General features: G+C 70.8%; 14 protein-coding genes and 1 pseudogene. 10 read left to right on the top strand and 5 right to left on the bottom strand.

What is annotated here, in order from left to right; genetic code table 11:
- The gene (locus AB0C75_RS13535) at window positions 1–513 is read right to left on the bottom strand and encodes a hypothetical protein (protein WP_362890208.1); all 513 of its coding nucleotides are present in this window, start codon (window positions 511–513) and stop codon (window positions 1–3) included.
- A 249-nt stretch (window positions 514–762) separates the two neighbouring features.
- Between AB0C75_RS13535 and fmt the strand changes: the two genes are divergently transcribed.
- From fmt to AB0C75_RS13515, 4 genes are all read left to right on the top strand, one after another.
- Window positions 763–1,695 (top strand): methionyl-tRNA formyltransferase, encoded by a 933-nt coding sequence (fmt, locus tag AB0C75_RS13530; RefSeq protein WP_362890206.1) that lies wholly within the window; start codon window positions 763–765, stop codon window positions 1,693–1,695.
- A 79-nt stretch (window positions 1,696–1,774) separates the two neighbouring features.
- Window positions 1,775–3,208, top strand: coding sequence for a transcription antitermination factor NusB (locus AB0C75_RS13525; RefSeq protein ID WP_362890205.1), 1,434 nt, complete (start codon window positions 1,775–1,777; stop codon window positions 3,206–3,208).
- Window positions 3,209–3,386: 178 nt separating this feature from the next.
- A complete protein-coding gene (gene rpe / locus AB0C75_RS13520; RefSeq protein WP_362890203.1) occupies window positions 3,387–4,070 on the top strand; it encodes a ribulose-phosphate 3-epimerase in 684 nt (227 codons plus the stop codon).
- A gap of 139 nt (window positions 4,071–4,209) precedes the next feature.
- Window positions 4,210–5,196 carry a sugar-binding domain-containing protein gene (locus AB0C75_RS13515; RefSeq protein WP_362890474.1) on the top strand — a complete coding sequence of 329 codons (987 nt, stop codon included), beginning with the start codon at window positions 4,210–4,212 and terminating at the stop codon, window positions 5,194–5,196.
- A gap of 47 nt (window positions 5,197–5,243) precedes the next feature.
- On the opposite strand, the gene AB0C75_RS13510 is transcribed toward AB0C75_RS13515, so the two are convergent.
- Complete coding sequence (locus AB0C75_RS13510; protein ID WP_362890201.1) at window positions 5,244–6,293, bottom strand: terpene cyclase; 1,050 nt, start codon at window positions 6,291–6,293, stop codon at window positions 5,244–5,246.
- Between the two features lie 295 nt (window positions 6,294–6,588).
- On the opposite strand from AB0C75_RS13510, the gene AB0C75_RS13505 reads away from it, so the two are divergent.
- The 6 genes and pseudogenes from AB0C75_RS13505 to AB0C75_RS13480 form a co-directional block, all read left to right on the top strand.
- Window positions 6,589–8,055: a GuaB1 family IMP dehydrogenase-related protein gene (locus tag AB0C75_RS13505; protein WP_362890199.1), complete on the top strand. Its 1,467-nt coding sequence runs from the start codon at window positions 6,589–6,591 to the stop codon at window positions 8,053–8,055.
- 160 nt (window positions 8,056–8,215) lie between these two features.
- Entirely contained in the window at window positions 8,216–9,676 is a 1,461-nt protein-coding gene (locus tag AB0C75_RS13500) for an aldehyde dehydrogenase family protein (RefSeq protein ID WP_362890197.1), read from the top strand.
- A gap of 125 nt (window positions 9,677–9,801) precedes the next feature.
- Entirely contained in the window at window positions 9,802–10,260 is a 459-nt protein-coding gene (locus tag AB0C75_RS13495) for an Lrp/AsnC family transcriptional regulator (RefSeq protein ID WP_362890195.1), read from the top strand.
- Between the two features lie 200 nt (window positions 10,261–10,460).
- The gene (locus AB0C75_RS13490) at window positions 10,461–11,258 is read left to right on the top strand and encodes a carbon-nitrogen hydrolase family protein (RefSeq protein ID WP_362890193.1); all 798 of its coding nucleotides are present in this window, start codon (window positions 10,461–10,463) and stop codon (window positions 11,256–11,258) included.
- 43 nt (window positions 11,259–11,301) lie between these two features.
- A complete protein-coding gene (locus AB0C75_RS13485) occupies window positions 11,302–13,008 on the top strand; it encodes an NAD(P)/FAD-dependent oxidoreductase (RefSeq protein WP_362890191.1) in 1,707 nt (568 codons plus the stop codon).
- Window positions 13,009–13,154: 146 nt separating this feature from the next.
- Window positions 13,155–13,388, top strand: a pseudogene (locus AB0C75_RS13480) (glycoside hydrolase family 6 protein); the annotation flags it as partial.
- Window positions 13,389–13,422: 34 nt separating this feature from the next.
- On the opposite strand, the gene AB0C75_RS13475 reads toward AB0C75_RS13480, so the two are convergent.
- The 3 genes from AB0C75_RS13475 to AB0C75_RS13465 form a co-directional block, all read right to left on the bottom strand.
- Window positions 13,423–14,817, bottom strand: coding sequence for a PTS ascorbate transporter subunit IIC (locus AB0C75_RS13475; protein WP_362890189.1), 1,395 nt, complete (start codon window positions 14,815–14,817; stop codon window positions 13,423–13,425).
- Between the two features lie 155 nt (window positions 14,818–14,972).
- Window positions 14,973–15,254 carry a PTS sugar transporter subunit IIB gene (locus tag AB0C75_RS13470; protein ID WP_362890187.1) on the bottom strand — a complete coding sequence of 94 codons (282 nt, stop codon included), beginning with the start codon at window positions 15,252–15,254 and terminating at the stop codon, window positions 14,973–14,975.
- Entirely contained in the window at window positions 15,251–15,706 is a 456-nt protein-coding gene (locus AB0C75_RS13465) for a PTS sugar transporter subunit IIA (RefSeq protein ID WP_362890185.1), read from the bottom strand. Before AB0C75_RS13465 ends, AB0C75_RS13470 begins: the two co-directional genes overlap by 4 nt.
- Window positions 15,707–15,721 lie beyond the last annotated feature (15 nt).

Raw genomic sequence — 15,721 nt, 5'->3', positions numbered from 1 at the left:
TCAGCCGTTGCGCGGGCCCGGGAAGACGCCGGAGCGGTCCGCCGGCTGCGGCGGCATGGAGCGGGCCGCCGGCACGGCCGGCAGCATGGAGGAGGAGCCCGGAGCCGAGGGCACCGCACGGTTCGCGCTCTCGGCAGCGGCCTCCGCCGACCCGGGCTGCGGAGTCGTACGGCGCGCGCCGTAACGACGGTGCACCGCCTGCTTGGTGACCCCGAGGGCGGAGCCCACCGCGTCCCACGAGAAGCCCAGCGAACGGTCGAAGTCCACGGCCGCGGTCACCAGCGTCTCGACACTGTCCCGGAGCTCCTGGGCGAGCCGGACCGTCGGGGCCGGCGCCCTGCCGTAGACGACGAAGCCCGCGGACGGGCCCGAGCGGCGTGGACGGTAGACGTTGCCCAGCTGGGCAGTGAGGGTGCGCAGCGCGTCCACCTGCCGCCGGACCCGCTCGATGTCCCGCACCAACAGGTGCAGACTGGCACGCGCTTGGGCGTCGTGGGTTGCGTGGTCGGCCATGAACAAGCCTCTCGAACCGGCGTTGAAAGGGATCGGGCCGCGCGGCGGCGGCCCACTTCGGTCAATCTCACTTGACCAACGCGTCACCCGGCCATGTGGTCACGCAACAGGGGCGTATGTGCTTATGCGCGGGGCGCACGAACCTGCGTACGCCCCCGCCGTCACCGTCGGGGCGGGACCGACAGCCACCCCCTAGACTGGTGTGCTGCTCGCCACGTACGTTCCGCCCCGAGAGGCAGTCCGCCACCCATGAAGCTCGTCTTCGCAGGCACCCCCGAGGTCGCCGTCCCCGCCCTGGACGCACTGATCGCCTCCGACCGCCACGAGGTGGCCGCCGTGGTGACCCGGCCCGACGCACCGGCCGGGCGGGGGCGCCGGCTGGTCGCGAGCCCGGTGGCCGAGCGCGCCGAGGAGGCCGGCATCGAGGTGCTCAAGCCCGCGAAGCCGCGCGACGAGGAGTTCCTGGCGCGGCTGCGGGAGATCGCTCCGGACTGCTGCCCCGTCGTCGCGTACGGCGCGCTGCTCCCGAAGACCGCGCTGGACGTGCCCGCCAGGGGCTGGGTCAATCTGCACTTCTCGCTCCTGCCCGCATGGCGCGGGGCCGCGCCCGTGCAGCACTCGGTGATGGCCGGCGACGAGGTCACCGGCGCTTCCACCTTCCTGATCGAGGAGGGCCTCGACTCCGGACCGGTCTACGGCGTGCTGACCGAGGAGGTCAGGCCGACCGACACCAGCGGTGATCTGCTCACCCGGCTCGCCTTCGCGGGCGCCGGGCTGCTCGCGGCGACCATGGACGGCATCGAGGACGGCACCCTGCACGCCGTCCCGCAGCCCGTCGACGGCATCACCCTCGCACCCAAGATCACCGTCGAGGACGCCCAGGTGCGGTGGTCCGAGCCCGCGCTCCGGGTGGACCGCGTGGTGCGCGGCTGCACCCCCGCCCCCGGCGCGTGGACCCTCTTTCGCGGGGAACGCCTCAAGCTGGTGCAGGCCGTGCCCGTCCTGGACCGGACCGAGCTCGCCCCGGGCGAGCTGTCCGCCGGCAAGAACAACGTGTACGTGGGCACCGGCTCGCACGCCGTGGAGCTCCTCTGGGTCCAGCCGCAGGGCAAGAAGCCGATGAGGGCCGCCGACTGGGCGCGCGGCGTCCGCCTCGTCCACGGGGAGCTGCTGGGGCTCTGAGGCCTCCGGAGGGCCGCCGGGCCCCGGCGACGTACGCTGGACGGGATCGTCCCCTCACCATCAGCGGAGCACCTTTCACGTGAACGACCAGCAGCGTCGCCGTCCCGCCACACCGCACCGGCGCCCCAAGAAGGACCCGGTCAGGTTTCTCGCCTTCGAGGTGCTCAGGGCCGTCGACGAGCGCGACGCCTACGCCAACCTCGTCCTGCCGCCGCTCCTGAAGAAGGCGCGCGCCAAGGGCGACTTCGAGGGCAGGGACGCGGCGCTGGCGACCGAGCTCGTCTACGGGACGCTGCGCAGGCAGGGCACCTACGACGCGATCGTCGCCGCCTGCATCGACCGGCCGCTGCGCGAGGTCGACCCGCCGGTGCTGGACGTGCTCAACATGGGCGTCCACCAACTCCTCGGCACCCGCATCCCCACGCACGCGGCCGTCTCCGCCAGTGTGGAGCTGGCTCGGGTGGTGCTGGGCGAGGGCCGCGCCAAGTTCGTCAACGCGGTGCTGCGCAAGGTCACCAAGCACGACCTCGACGGCTGGCTGGAGCTCGTCGCGCCCCCGTACGAGGAGGACGCCGAGGAACACCTCTCCGTCGTCCACTCGCACCCCCGCTGGGTCGTCTCCGCGCTCTGGGACGCCCTGGGCGGCGGTCGTGCAGGAATCGAGGACCTGCTGGAGGCCGACAACGAGCGGCCCGAGGTGACGCTCGCAGCCCGCCCCGGCCGCTCCACCACCGACGAACTGCTGGACGCCCTCGGCGAGGAGAGCGGCCTCCCCGGCCGCTGGTCGCCCTACGCCGTACGGATGGCCGAGGGCGGCGAGCCCGGCGCCCTGGCAGCCGTGCGGGACGGCAGCGCGGGCGTGCAGGACGAGGGCAGCCAGCTCGTCGCCGCCGCGCTGGCCGCCGCTCCGGTCGAGGGCGACGACACCCGGTGGCTCGACGGCTGTGCGGGCCCGGGCGGCAAGGCCGCCCTGCTCGCCGCGCTCGCCGCCGGACGCGGCGCGACCCTGCTCGCCGCGGAGAAGCAGCCGCACCGCGCCCGGCTCGTCGAGCGCGCGCTGGCCGGCAACCCGGGGCCCTACCAGGTGATCACCGCCGACGGCACCCGGCCGCCGTGGCGGCCAGGCTCCTTCGACCGGGTCCTCATGGACGTGCCCTGCTCGGGCCTCGGCGCGCTGCGCAGGCGTCCGGAGTCCCGCTGGCGGCGCCGCGCCGCGGACCTGGAGGGCTTCGCCCCTCTGCAACGCGGCCTGCTGCGCGAGGCGTTGAAGGCCGTGCGGGTCGGCGGCGTCGTCGGCTACGCGACCTGCTCGCCACATCTCGCGGAGACCAGGGTCGTCGTCGACGACGTGCTCAAGGGGCGCGGCGGGGAACCGTTCGAGGCCGAGTGGGTCGATGCCCGCCCGCTCCTGCCCGGGGTCCCCGCGCTGGGCGACGGGCCCGACATCCAGCTGTGGCCGCATGTGCACGGCACCGACGCGATGTACCTGGCCCTGCTGCGCCGCACGGCCTGACCCGGCGGCGCGGTGCCCATGCGGACCCCGGTACGCAGCGGGCGGGACCGCACCAGCTGATCACACCACGTGATCACGGGGGCGGAATGGCCGGGAATGCGCGAACCGTGATGATCCCGTGAGGCTTTGAGGCGCACCGGGGCGTGGAAGTGGCGCCGGACATGGCAGGCTTGGGTGCATGGCCCAGATCAACCCCAGCATCCTGTCCGCGGACTTCGCACGCCTCGCCGATGAGGCGAAGGCAGTGGAAGGCGCCGACTGGCTCCATGTCGATGTCATGGACAACCATTTCGTGCCCAACCTGACGCTCGGCGTGCCCATCGTGGAGGCGCTGAGCAAGGCGGCGGACACCCCGCTGGACTGCCATCTCATGATCGAGGACGCGGACCGCTGGGCGCCGCAGTACGTCGAGGCCGGTGCGGGCTCGGTCACCTTCCACGCGGAGGCCGCGGCGGCGCCGGTGCGGCTGGCCCGGGAGATCAGGGCGAAGGGCGCCCGCGCCTCCATGGCGCTGAAGCCCGCGACGCCCATCGAGCCGTACGAGGACCTGCTCCCCGAGCTCGACATGCTGCTGATCATGACGGTGGAGCCCGGCTTCGGCGGCCAGGCGTTCCTGGACATCATGCTGCCGAAGATCCGCCGTACCCGTGAGCTGATCTCCAAGCACGGTCTCGAGCTCTGGCTCCAGGTCGACGGCGGCGTGTCCGCCAGCACCATCGAGCGGTGCGCCGAGGCCGGCGCGGATGTGTTCGTCGCCGGCTCGGCGGTGTACGGGGCCGAGGACCCGGCCCAGGCGGTGCGGGCACTGCGCGCCCAGGCGGACACGGCCACGGCTTCCGCACCCTGGGCATGCGGCCACTGAACCAAGATCGGATGAACGCGGCCCGACGGGCCTGATCCAGGAGCGTCGGTTCTGACAGGATGAACGGCGTATCAAGCGTGTGAACAGCAGTGAGGAGATCGCGGTGTCTGGCATCTCGGCGGGTCGGTCAGCCATGCGGATGGGACCCGCGGAGCTGGTGCAGGCGGCGGCCATGGCCCGTCGGTTCTACCTTGAGGGAAAGTCGAAGATCCAGATCGCCGAGGAGTTCGGCGTCAGCCGCTTCAAGGTGGCCAGGGTCCTGGAGACGGCCCTCGAGCGTGATCTCGTACGGATCGAGATCCGGGTACCGGCGGAGCTGGACGCGGAGCGCTCGGACGCGCTCCGGGCCCGTTACGGCCTGCGGCACGCTGTCGTGGTCGAGTCACCGGCGGAGGAGCAGGACGACGCCGCCGACCCGGAGAATCTGGGCGAGGTCGCGGCCGACCTGCTCGGCGAGCTGGTCAACGAGGGCGATGTGCTGGGTCTTGCCTGGGGCCGCTCCACCATCCACATGGCCGCGGCCCTCGACCGGCTGCCTCCGTGCACGGTCGTGCAGTTGACCGGTGTCTACGACGCGGGCACGGCCGAGCGCGGCTCGGTCGAGGCGGTCCGCCGCGCCGCGCAGGTGTCGGGCGGCGAGGCGCACCCGATCTACGCTCCGATGCTGCTGCCCGATCCGGCGACGGCGGCCGCGCTGCGGCACCAGACGGGTATCGCCCGCGCTTTCGAGTACTTCGACAAGGTGACGGTCGCCGCGGTCTCCATCGGGTCCTGGGAGCCGGGCATCTCCACGGTCCACGACATGCTCTCGGACGAGGAGCGGGGCCATTACGCCTCGCTCGGTGTGGCGGCGGAGATGTCCGCCCACCTCTTCGACGCGAACGGCCGCCGGGTCGGCCGGGACCTCGGCGAGCGGTGCATCACCGTGGAGGCCGACAGGCTGCGCCGGATCCCCGAGGTGGTGGCCATCGCCGGAGGCCAGCGCAAGGCGGCGGCGATCGGTGCGGTGCTGCGCTCGGGTCTTGTCACCAGCCTGGTCACGGACACGGCGGCGGCCGACTACCTCCTGACGGAGTTCGCGGCGGCTCAGCGCCCGGCGCTGGAGCGGGCCGACCCCGACGACTGATCGCGGCGCGGGGGAGTCCGGTTCACGGGCCCCCTCCTGCCCCGGGGTCAGCCGCCGTCGGCGGCCAGCTCCGCGTGGTCCGGGCTCACCCCGAGGACGGACTCCTCCAGATAGGCCCCGGGCTCCGCGTACTGGCTGACATCCGCGGGGTTGTAGCGGGGGGTCTGCCGTGACCAGTCCAGATTCCCGCGCATCCAGCTCCGCATCCCGTCCAGATAGGGCACGAGCAGACCCGAGAGCTCCGGGTACCGGCCGAGCAGCTCGGCCTCGGCGGCCAGGAAGCGCTCCGTCTCGGTGGCTATCTCCGCGCACACGTGCTCGATCGCCCGGCGCTTGCCGTAGCCGCGGTGGTGGCGGACCAGGTGGACGAGATTGTGGATCTCGCCGAGCACCTGCTCCTTCTCGTAGGAGTAGACGTCGTTCGCCCAGCACACGACGTTGCAGGACGCTTCCAGCGCGGTGATGAACCCGGCGTCGTTGTGGACCGACTCGGGCGCCCCGACACCGGCCACGATCTCTATCAGGTCCATGCACACATGGATCGCCCCGGTGTGCCTGCGCTGAGCGATGTACGTCGTCTCGGACGGGACGACCCCGGCGGCGCGGTTGCCCGTCTCCCAGGTGGTGGCGGTCGTCAGATACGTCATGAGGTGCCAGGCGAAGCGGGTGCGCCAGTGCGGGGCGGCCCGCGGAACCGTACGTTCCCACAGGTCGGCCAGGGCGATGAGCGCGGCGGGTGCTTCCTCGTCCGGCCGGGGGTCGGGAGCCGTGCCCTCGACCACGCCACGCATCCGCTCGACCACGTCACGTACCCGGTCGGGGCTGCGGCCCAGATGTCCGTCGTCCAACTGGTCGTCGACGAGGAAGAGCCAGACGAACCAGTCGGCGACCAGGTCCAGGTGCTCGCTGCCGGCCGTCGGGTGCACCATGCCCACGAAGGCGGCGAAGTCGGCCTGCTCGAAGCGCCGCCTGGCCGATTCCCGGTGGATCAGGCCGGTGCGTCGCGTCCAGGCACCGATGTGCTCCCGGGTGTGGTCCACGTGCGGATTGCTCCGCTGGGGGAACGGGCAGTAGATGTCGGGCAGTTCGCTCTCCACAGGCGGATCCCCATCCTCTTCCGGCCGAACGCGTGACAGGTTTCCGGGTCCACGGGCGGGCGTCGTGCCCACTGCGGGACCTGCGGATTTGAAGCTACCTGACCCCCCGTCACCCGGTCCAGGGATAGTGATCACCAAGGTCCGAATCCTGTTCGGGTAGGGTCCTCGGGTAAGACAGGTCTCCACTTGTCCGGCCCCCGGCGGCCTCCATTCGGAGGAAATGACGAACGCGGGGGTCCATTGCTGTGTCTTCGTGGAAACGACCTGCACTGTTTCGTATGAAAAAGTGGGTGTTATGCGTTTTCTTGAGCCCGGCACCGGTCGATACTCGGCCTCCCCCTCGGTCCCCTACGACCTCACGTACGACGATGTCTTCATGGTTCCCGGCCGCTCCGCGGTCGGGTCCCGGCAGGCCGTGGACCTCTCGTCGCCGGACGGCAGCGGCACCACCATCCCCCTCGTCGTCGCGAACATGACCGCCATCGCGGGCCGCCGGATGGCCGAGACCATCGCCCGCCGCGGTGGACTGGTCGTCATCCCCCAGGACATCCCGATCGAGGTCGTCACCGAGGTCATCGGCTGGGTCAAGAAGCGCCACCTCGTGCTCGACACACCCATCGTGCTGGCCCCGGGACAGACCGTCGCCGACGCGCTCTCCCTCCTGCACAAGCGGGCCCACGGAGCCGGGGTCGTCGTCGACGCCGAGCACCGGCCGGTCGGCGTCGTCACCGACCACGACCTGACCGGCGTGGACCGATTCACCCAGCTGTCCGAGGTCATGTCCAAGGACCTGGTCGTGCTCGACGCCGGCATCGATCCGAGCGAGGCCTTCACCACACTCGACGGCGCCAACCGCAAGCTCGCTCCGGCGGTCGACGCGGACGGCCGGCTCGTCGGTATCCTGACCCGCAAGGCCGCACTGCGTGCGACGCTCTACACCCCCGCGACGGACGCGGACGGCAAGCTGCGGGTCGCGGCGGCCGTCGGTATCAACGGCGATGTGGCGGGCAAGGCCGCCCAGCTCCTGGCCGCCGGCGTCGACACCCTCGTCGTGGACACCGCGCACGGCCACCAGGAATCCATGATCAGCGCGGTCGCCGCCGTCCGGGCGCTCGACCCGGGCGTCCCGGTCGTGGCGGGCAACGTCGTGTCGGCCGAGGGCGTGCGTGACCTGATCGAGGCGGGCGCCGACATCATCAAGGTCGGGGTGGGCCCCGGCGCGATGTGCACCACGCGGATGATGACCGGTGTCGGCAGGCCGCAGTTCTCCGCCGTGCTGGAGTGTGCGGCCGAGGCGAAGAAGCACGGCAAGCACGTCTGGGCCGACGGAGGCGTCCGGCACCCGCGCGACGTGGCGATGGCGCTCGCCGCCGGCGCGTCCAACGTGATGATCGGCTCCTGGTTCGCCGGTACGTACGAGTCGCCCGGCGACCTCCAGCAGTCCGCCGACGGGCGGTTCTACAAGGAGTCGTTCGGGATGGCGTCGGCGCGCGCGGTCAAGAACCGCACTTCGGAGGAGTCCGCCTACGACCGGGCCCGCAAGGCCCTGTTCGAGGAGGGCATCTCCACCTCGCGGATGTTCCTCGACCCCACCCGCCCCGGTGTGGAGGACCTGATCGACTCGATCATCGCCGGTGTCCGTTCCTCCTGCACCTACGCGGGCGCGTCCTCGCTGGAGGAGTTCGCCGAGAAGGCGATCGTGGGTGTGCAGAGCGCGGCCGGCTATGCGGAGGGCAAGCCGCTCCACGCCAGCTGGAACTGATTCCCCGGGGCCCGCGGCCCCGCACCACGGGTGCTCCTCCCCGGCGTCCGCGCCGGGAGGAGCACCTTTCGCGTGTGTCCTTCAACGCTCCCCAACCTGATTGCAGGATAAGTAATATGAATCGCAATCAGCTGCCCGCCCCTCTGCGGTAAGGGATTTCATGACTTCCTTCTTCACCGACCTGGCCCAGCAGTACATCGACGGTGAATGGAGGCCGGGGAAGGGGTCCTGGGACATCATCGACTTCAACCCGTACAGCGGGGAGAAGCTCGCCTCGGTCACCGTCGCGACGGCCGAAGAGGTCGACCAGGCCTACCGCGCCGCCGAGCGGACCCAGCCGGCATGGGGCGAGACCAACCCGTACGTCCGTCGGGCGGTGCTGGAGAAGGCGCTGCGTGTGGTCGAGGAGCGCGAGGCCGAGATCGCCGAGGCGATCGTCGCGGAGCTCGGCGGCACCCGGCTCAAGGCAGGCTTCGAGCTGCACCTGGCCAAGGAGTTCCTGCGCGAGGCGGCCCAGCTCACCCTGCGGTCCACCGGGCAGATCCTGCCCTCGCCGACCGAGGGCAAGGAGAACCGCGTCTACCGGCTGCCCGTCGGCGTCGTGGGTGTCATCAGCCCCTTCAACTTCCCCTTCCTGCTGTCGCTCAAGTCGGTCGCCCCCGCGCTGGCCCTCGGTAACGCCGTGGTCCTCAAGCCGCACCAGAACACCCCGGTCTGCGGCGGCACGCTGATCGCCAAGGTCTTCGAGGACGCGGGGCTGCCCGCCGGCCTGCTGAACGTCGTGGTCACCGACATCGCCGAGATCGGCGACAGCCTGCTGGAGCACCCCGTCCCGCAGGTCATCTCCTTCACCGGATCGGACAGGATCGGCCGCCACGTGGCGACGGTCTGCGCGGCCAACCTCAAGCGCGCGGTGCTCGAACTGGGCGGCAACAGCGCGCTGATCGTCCTGGACGACGCCGATGTGGACTACGCCGTCGACGCCGCGGTCTTCAGCCGCTACATCCACCAGGGCCAGGTCTGCATGGCGGCCAACCGCATCCTGGTGGACCGCTCCGTGGAGCAGGAGTTCACCGAGAAGTTCGTCGCCAAGGTCGCCTCCCTGCGCGTCGGCGACCCGGCCGACCCCGCGACCCACATCGGCCCGCTGATCACCTCGGCGCAGGCCGACGCGGTGTCCAAGCTCGTCGACGAGACCGTCGACGCGGGCGCCACCGCCCTGCTGCACGGCCGGGCCGACGGCAATCTGGTGGGCCCGTCCGTGCTGACCGGGCTGGCCGCCGATTCACCCGTCCTGCAGCAGGAGATCTTCGGCCCTGTGGCGCTCCTGGTCCCCTTCGACGGGGAGGACGAGGCCGTACGCATCGCCAACGACACCCCGTACGGACTGAGCGGCGCCGTCCACACCGGCAACATCGAGCGTGGCGTACGGGTGGGGCAGCGGATCCGCACCGGAATGATCCACATCAACGACGGCACGGTCCACGACGAGCCCATCGTCCCCTTCGGCGGGGAGAAGAACTCGGGCCTCGGGCGGCTGAACGGCGAGTCGATGCTGGAGGCCTTCACCACCCAGAAGTGGATCTCGGTCCAGCACGGCCGCTCGGAGTTCCCCTTCTGACCGGCCGCCGCCCGCGGTGAGCGCGCCCCGCGCGGGGCGCGCGTGGTCTACTTCGGGGGCGGACCCAGGACGAGAACCCTGGCCGCCCCCGAGTCCTTCCGCCGCAGAGAAGTGATCCACCCGAAGTGCGCCTGAACGACCTCGACGAACGCATCGTCCACGCCCTCGCCGAAGACGCCCGCCGCTCCTACGCGGACATCGGCGCCCTCATCGGCCTCTCCGCACCCGCGGTGAAACGCAGGGTGGACCGGCTGCGCGCCGAAGGCGCGATCACGGGATTCACCGTGCGGGTCGACCCGGCGGCGCTCGGCTGGCACACCGAGGGGTTCATCGAGATCTACTGCAGCCGCAACACCGCCCCCGAAGCGATCAAGCGGGGCCTGGCCGCGTATCCGGAGGTCGCGGCCGCGTCCACCGTGACGGGCGACGCGGACGCGGTCGTACAGGTCTTCGCCGCGGACATGCGGCACTTCGAGCAGGTGCTGGAGCGGATCGCCGGCGAACCGTACGTCGAGCGGACCAAGTCGGTCCTCGTGCTCTCCCCGCTGCTGCGGCGCTACTCCTCGTCGGGCCCACCCGCCTGACCTGAGGGACGTCCTGCGGACGAGACCGAAATCACTGCCCGACCTGCGACAACGCCCGCACGCAACGAATCACCGCCAGAGGGCCGTCGCACGCAACGGATCAACGGTCCACGCGCAACATTCGCGCCTTGTCCACCGTGATCCCGGCGCCGTACCTTCGATACGTCTCCCCACCCCGCCCGTCCCGCCCGAGGTCAGCCATGCCGCCGTTGCGTACCGCCCTGCTCCAGAGCTCCGGACGCGTGGGCTCCGTGGACGACAACCTCGCCGCACTCGACCAGGCCGCCGCACGGGCCGCCGCCGCGGGCGCCCGGCTGCTCGTCTGCCCCGAGCTGTTCCTGACCGGATACGCCATCGGCGACACCGTCCCCGCGCTGGCCCAGGCCGCCGACGGGCCTGCCGCCCGCGAGGTCGCCGGCATCTGCGAACGCCATGGCCTCGCCGTCCACTACGGCTACCCGGAGCGGGCCGGCGACGCGGTCTTCAACGCGGCGCAGCTCATCGGCCCCGACGGGACGCCGCTCGCCAACTACCGCAAGACCCACCTCTTCGGCGGCTTCGAGGAGAAGTGGTTCACCCCGGGGGAGCTGCCCGTGGTGCAGGCCGAGCTCGACGGCGTACGGATCGGGCTGCTGATCTGCTACGACGTGGAGTTCCCCGAGAACGTACGCGCCCACGCCCTGGCCGGGACCGAGCTGCTGCTCGTCCCGACCGCGCTGATGCACCCCTTCCCGTTCGTCGCCGAAGCCGTCGTCCCGGTCCGCGCCTTCGAGAGCCAGCTCTACATCGCCTACGCCAACAGGGTGGGCAAGGAAGGCGAGTTCGACTTCACCGGGCTGAGCTGCCTGGCCGGCCCCGACGGCACGGCCCTGGCCCGCGCCGGCGACGGCGACGAACTGCTCGTCGCCGATGCCGACCCCGGACTGCTCGCCGCCTCACGCGCCGCCAACCCGTATCTCCGCGACCGTCTCCCGGCGCTCTACGGCTCCCTGGTCTGACCGACCCCGATCCACGCTTCCCCCCGCAAGGAGTCCGTACCCCATGACGTCCACGGTGCCCAACGCCGTCCAGCACACCGACGCGCAGCCGCCGATCACCATGTTCGGGCCGGACTTCCCGTACGCCTACGACGACTTCCTCACGCACCCCGCGGGCATCGGGCAGATACCCGCCACCGAACACGGCACCGAGGTCGCCGTCATCGGCGGCGGGCTGTCCGGCATCATCACCGCGTACGAACTCATGAAGATGGGGCTGAAGCCCGTCGTCTACGAGGCGGACCGGATCGGCGGCCGGCTGCGCACCGTCGGCTTCGACGGCTGCGACCCCTCGCTGACCGCCGAGATGGGCGCGATGCGGTTCCCGCCCTCGTCCACGGCACTCCAGCACTACATCGACCTGGTGGGCCTGGAGACCAGGCCGTTCCCCAACCCGCTCTCCGCGGCCACCCCCTCGACCGTCGTCGACCTCAAGGGTGAGTCCCACTACGCGCGGACCATCGACGACCTGCCCCAGGTGTACCGGGAGGTGATGGACGCCTGGAACTCCTGCCTGGAGGACGGCGCCGACTTCTCCGACATGAACCGCGCGATGCGTGAGCGCGACGTCCCGCGCATCCGGGAGATCTGGGCGAAGCTCGTCGAGAAGCTCGACGACCAGACCTTCTACGGCTTCCTCTGCGGCTCCGAGGCCTTCGCCTCCTTCCGGCACCGCGAGATCTTCGGGCAGGTCGGCTTCGGCACCGGCGGCTGGGACACCGACTTCCCCAACTCGATCCTGGAGATCCTCCGCGTCGTCTACACCGAGGCCGACGACCACCACCGGGGCATCGTCGGCGGCAGCCAGCAACTGCCGCTGCGCCTCTGGGAACGGGAACCGCAGAAGACCGTGCACTGGCCTTCCGGCACCTCGCTGTCCTCCCTGCACGGCGGGGCGCCGCGCGGCGCTGTCACCCGGCTCGACCGCACCGCGGGCAACCGCATCACGGTCACCGACGCCACCGGTGACATCCGCACCTACCGGGCGGCGGTCTTCACCGGTCAGTCCTGGCTGCTGCTCTCCAAGATCGCCTGCGACGACGCGCTCTTCCCGATCGACCACTGGACGGCGATGGAGCGCACCCACTACATGGAGTCGTCCAAGCTGTTCGTCCCTGTCGACCGGCCGTTCTGGCTGGACAGGGCCGTCGACGGCGCAGGGGAACCCACCGGCCGGGACACGATGTCGATGACGCTCACGGACCGGATGACCCGGGGGACGTATCTCCTGGACGACGGGCCCGACAAGCCGGCCGTCATCTGTCTCTCGTACACCTGGTGCGACGACAGCCTGAAGTGGCTGCCGCTCTCCCCGAACGAACGCATGGACGTGATGCTCAAGTCGCTCGGCGAGATCTATCCGGGCGTCGACATCCGGGGGCACATCATCGGCAACCCGGTCACCGTCTCCTGGGAGAACGAGCCGTACTTCATGGGCGCGTTCAAGGCCAACCTGCCCGGCCACTACCGCTACCAGCGGCGCCTGTTCACCCACTTCATGCAGGACAGGCTGCCGGCCGACAAGCGCGGCCTGTTCCTCGCGGGCGACGACATCTCCTGGACGGCGGGCTGGGCCGAGGGCGCCGTGCAGACCGCGCTGAACGCCGTATGGGGTGTGATGGCCCAGTTCGGCGGCGCCACCGACCCGGCGAACCCCGGCCCGGGCGATGTCTTCGACACCATCGCGCCGGTCGAACTCCCCGAGGGCTGAGCGAAGGGCGGCTTCGGCGGGGAACGCTCGATCCCGCCCCGCGGGCGGCGTCCCCCGTGGGCTCGCCGTGGCGCCGACAGGCCGGACACCCGGCGCCGGGGGAGGGGAAGCCCCACCAGGACCGCGCGGCGCAGCCCGGCCCCACGAAACAGGCCGCGGCACTCCGCGATGCGGGTGCCGCGACCAGTGGCGACGGCGTCTTCACCAACGTGTCCAACTTCCACAGCACGGCCGACGAGACCGCGTACGCCGGGCGGGTGCTCGCCGCACCGGGCGGCCCGCCCGGCCTGGGCGCCGTCATCGACACCAGCCGCAATGGCAACGGGGCACCGGCGGAAGGCGAGTGGTGCGACCCGGCGGGCCGGGCGCTCGGCAGGACCACCGACGACGGACACCGGACTGCCCGGACTACGCCTACGAGCTGGCCACGGGCTGAGTCTCCTTCTCCGCGTCGGCGTCGTCGGTGGGGGCGCGCCGGGCGACGAGGGTGCTGGCGACGAAGGTGGCTGCCAGCGAGACGAGGACGAGAGCGATGACGGCCGTGTGACCGAAGCGTTCGGCGCCGCCGATCAGGAGGCCCGAGATGCCGAAGTCGGCGTCGGAGAAGGTGGAGTTCTGCAGGCCCACGTCACCGAGGAAGGGCAGGACGAGCAGCGGCAGGAAGGTGATCAGCAGGCCGTTGGTCAGGGCGCCGAGTACGGCGCCGCGCCGTCCGCCGGTCGCGTTGCCGATGACACCCGAGGCGGCTCCCGTCATGAAGTGGGCGACGATGCCGGGGATGATGATGGTGCCGCCGACGGCGACGAGGATGCCCATGCCTATGAGTCCGCCGACGAAGCTGGCCAGGAAGCCGACGAGTACGGCGTTCGGGGCGAAGGTGAAGACGATCGGGACGTCCAGTGCGGGCCTGGCGTTGGGCACCAGCTTCTCCGAGATGCCCTTGAAGGCCGGGATGATCTCGGCGAGGACGACGCGGACACCGGCGAGGATGATGAACACGCCCGCGGCGAACTTGCCGGCCTGCATGATCGCCCACAGGACGTACCACTGGCCGTTGCTGAGCTCGCCCTCGACGTAGCCGGGGCCCGCCACCAGCGTGACCAGCAGGTAGATGACGCCCATGGAGCTGGCGATGACGACGGTGGTGTCACGCAGGAAGCCGAGACCCTTGGGTATCTTCAGGTCCTCGGTGGACTTGGAGCGGTCACCGAGGAACTTGGCGACGAGGCCGCTGGTGGCGATGCCGAAGTTCCCGGTGTGACCGAGCGCGACGGTGTCGTTCTTGGTGACCTTGCGCATCCAGGGCTGGACGAGCGCCGGCGACAGGGTGGTGATCAGGCCCTGGGCGAGGGAGCCCCAGAGGATGGCCTGCCAGGTGCTGAAGCCGTTCGCGATGAGGATGACGGCGACCATGGCCGCCAGGTACAGGGCGACATGCCCCGACATGTAGATGAACTTGAACACGGTGAGCCGGGCCAGCAGCACGTTCACGATCATGCCGAAGAAGAAGATCAGCGCGGCCTGGGAGCCGTAGTCGGTGAGCACCTTGCCGACGATGGCCTCGTTGTTGGGCACCACGCCCTGCACCCCGAAGGCGTGCTGGAACATGTCGCCGAACGGGGTCAGGGCGCCGGAGACGACGTCGGCGCCGGCCGCGAGGACGAGGAAGCCGACGAAGGCCTTGATGGTCCCCTTGACGGTGTCGGAGGCGGACTTGCGCTGGAGCACCAGGCCCAGCAGGGCGATCAGGCCGATGATGACGGATGGCTCACGGAAGACATCCAGAAGACTGTCCAGAACGCTGTTCACAGACAACGCCTCTCTTCGGGCACGACGAGGCGGCGTGCGGGGAAGTGGTGGGTGCCGGGTTCGGCGCGGATCGACGTGGGGCGGTGCCGGGGCCGACGGCCGCCCGTGAACGTACGGGAGAAACGTTTCTGCTGATCAGTGGGGACCGCTGTGCGTCAGGCGAGACCGTGGCGTGCGGCCGCTTCCTTCACCGCGCCGCGCAGCTCGTCCATGTCGATGATGCTGTTCAGCACGACCACGTCACCCAGACCCTGGACGGCGTCCTCCAGGTCCTTCGCGACGAAGAACACGTCCGCGCTGTCGGGGCCGGCGGAGCTGATGTCGGAGTGCTCGACCGTGACGCCCTGGAGCCCCAGTTCGCGTACGACGGTCTCGATGTTCATGCGCACCATGAAGCTGCTGCCCAGTCCGGTGCTGCACATCGCCAGGAACTTCATTCTGAGTCCTCGAATTCTTTGATCAGTGTGACTACCTCGGGCGCCGAGGCCGCGTCGCGCAGGGCTTGGCGGGTCCCGGCGTCCGAGAGGATGCGCGCGAGGGAAGCCATGGCGCGCATGTGCGCGTCGGCGTCCGCCGCCGCGAAGCAGAAATAGAGGTCGACCGCGTGCTCGGGCAGGCCGAGCAGTGGGGCCGGCTCCCGCAGGCGGAGCATGGAGATACCGGTGCGCACCACCCCGTGCTCGGGCCGGGCGTGCGCGAGGGCGATGCCGTGGCCGAGGTCGATGTAGGTGCCGCCGGCCGTGATCGAGTCGAGCATGGCCTGGACGTACTCGGGGGTGACGTCTCCGGCCTCCACCAGCGGACGGGCGACCCGGGTGACAGCTTCCTGCCAGGTCAGTTCGTCCTGGGTGAAGTGGATGTTCTGCTCGGGGAGAAGGCGACTGAGCATGCGTGCTCCACAGGG

Origin of the sequence: Streptomyces sp. NPDC048565, from assembly GCF_040650935.1 — a bacterium.
Taxonomy (GTDB): Bacteria; Actinomycetota; Actinomycetes; order Streptomycetales; family Streptomycetaceae; genus Streptomyces.
The sequence above is the reverse complement of the archived record's forward strand: the minus strand, read 5'-3'. Positions and strand labels throughout refer to the sequence as shown.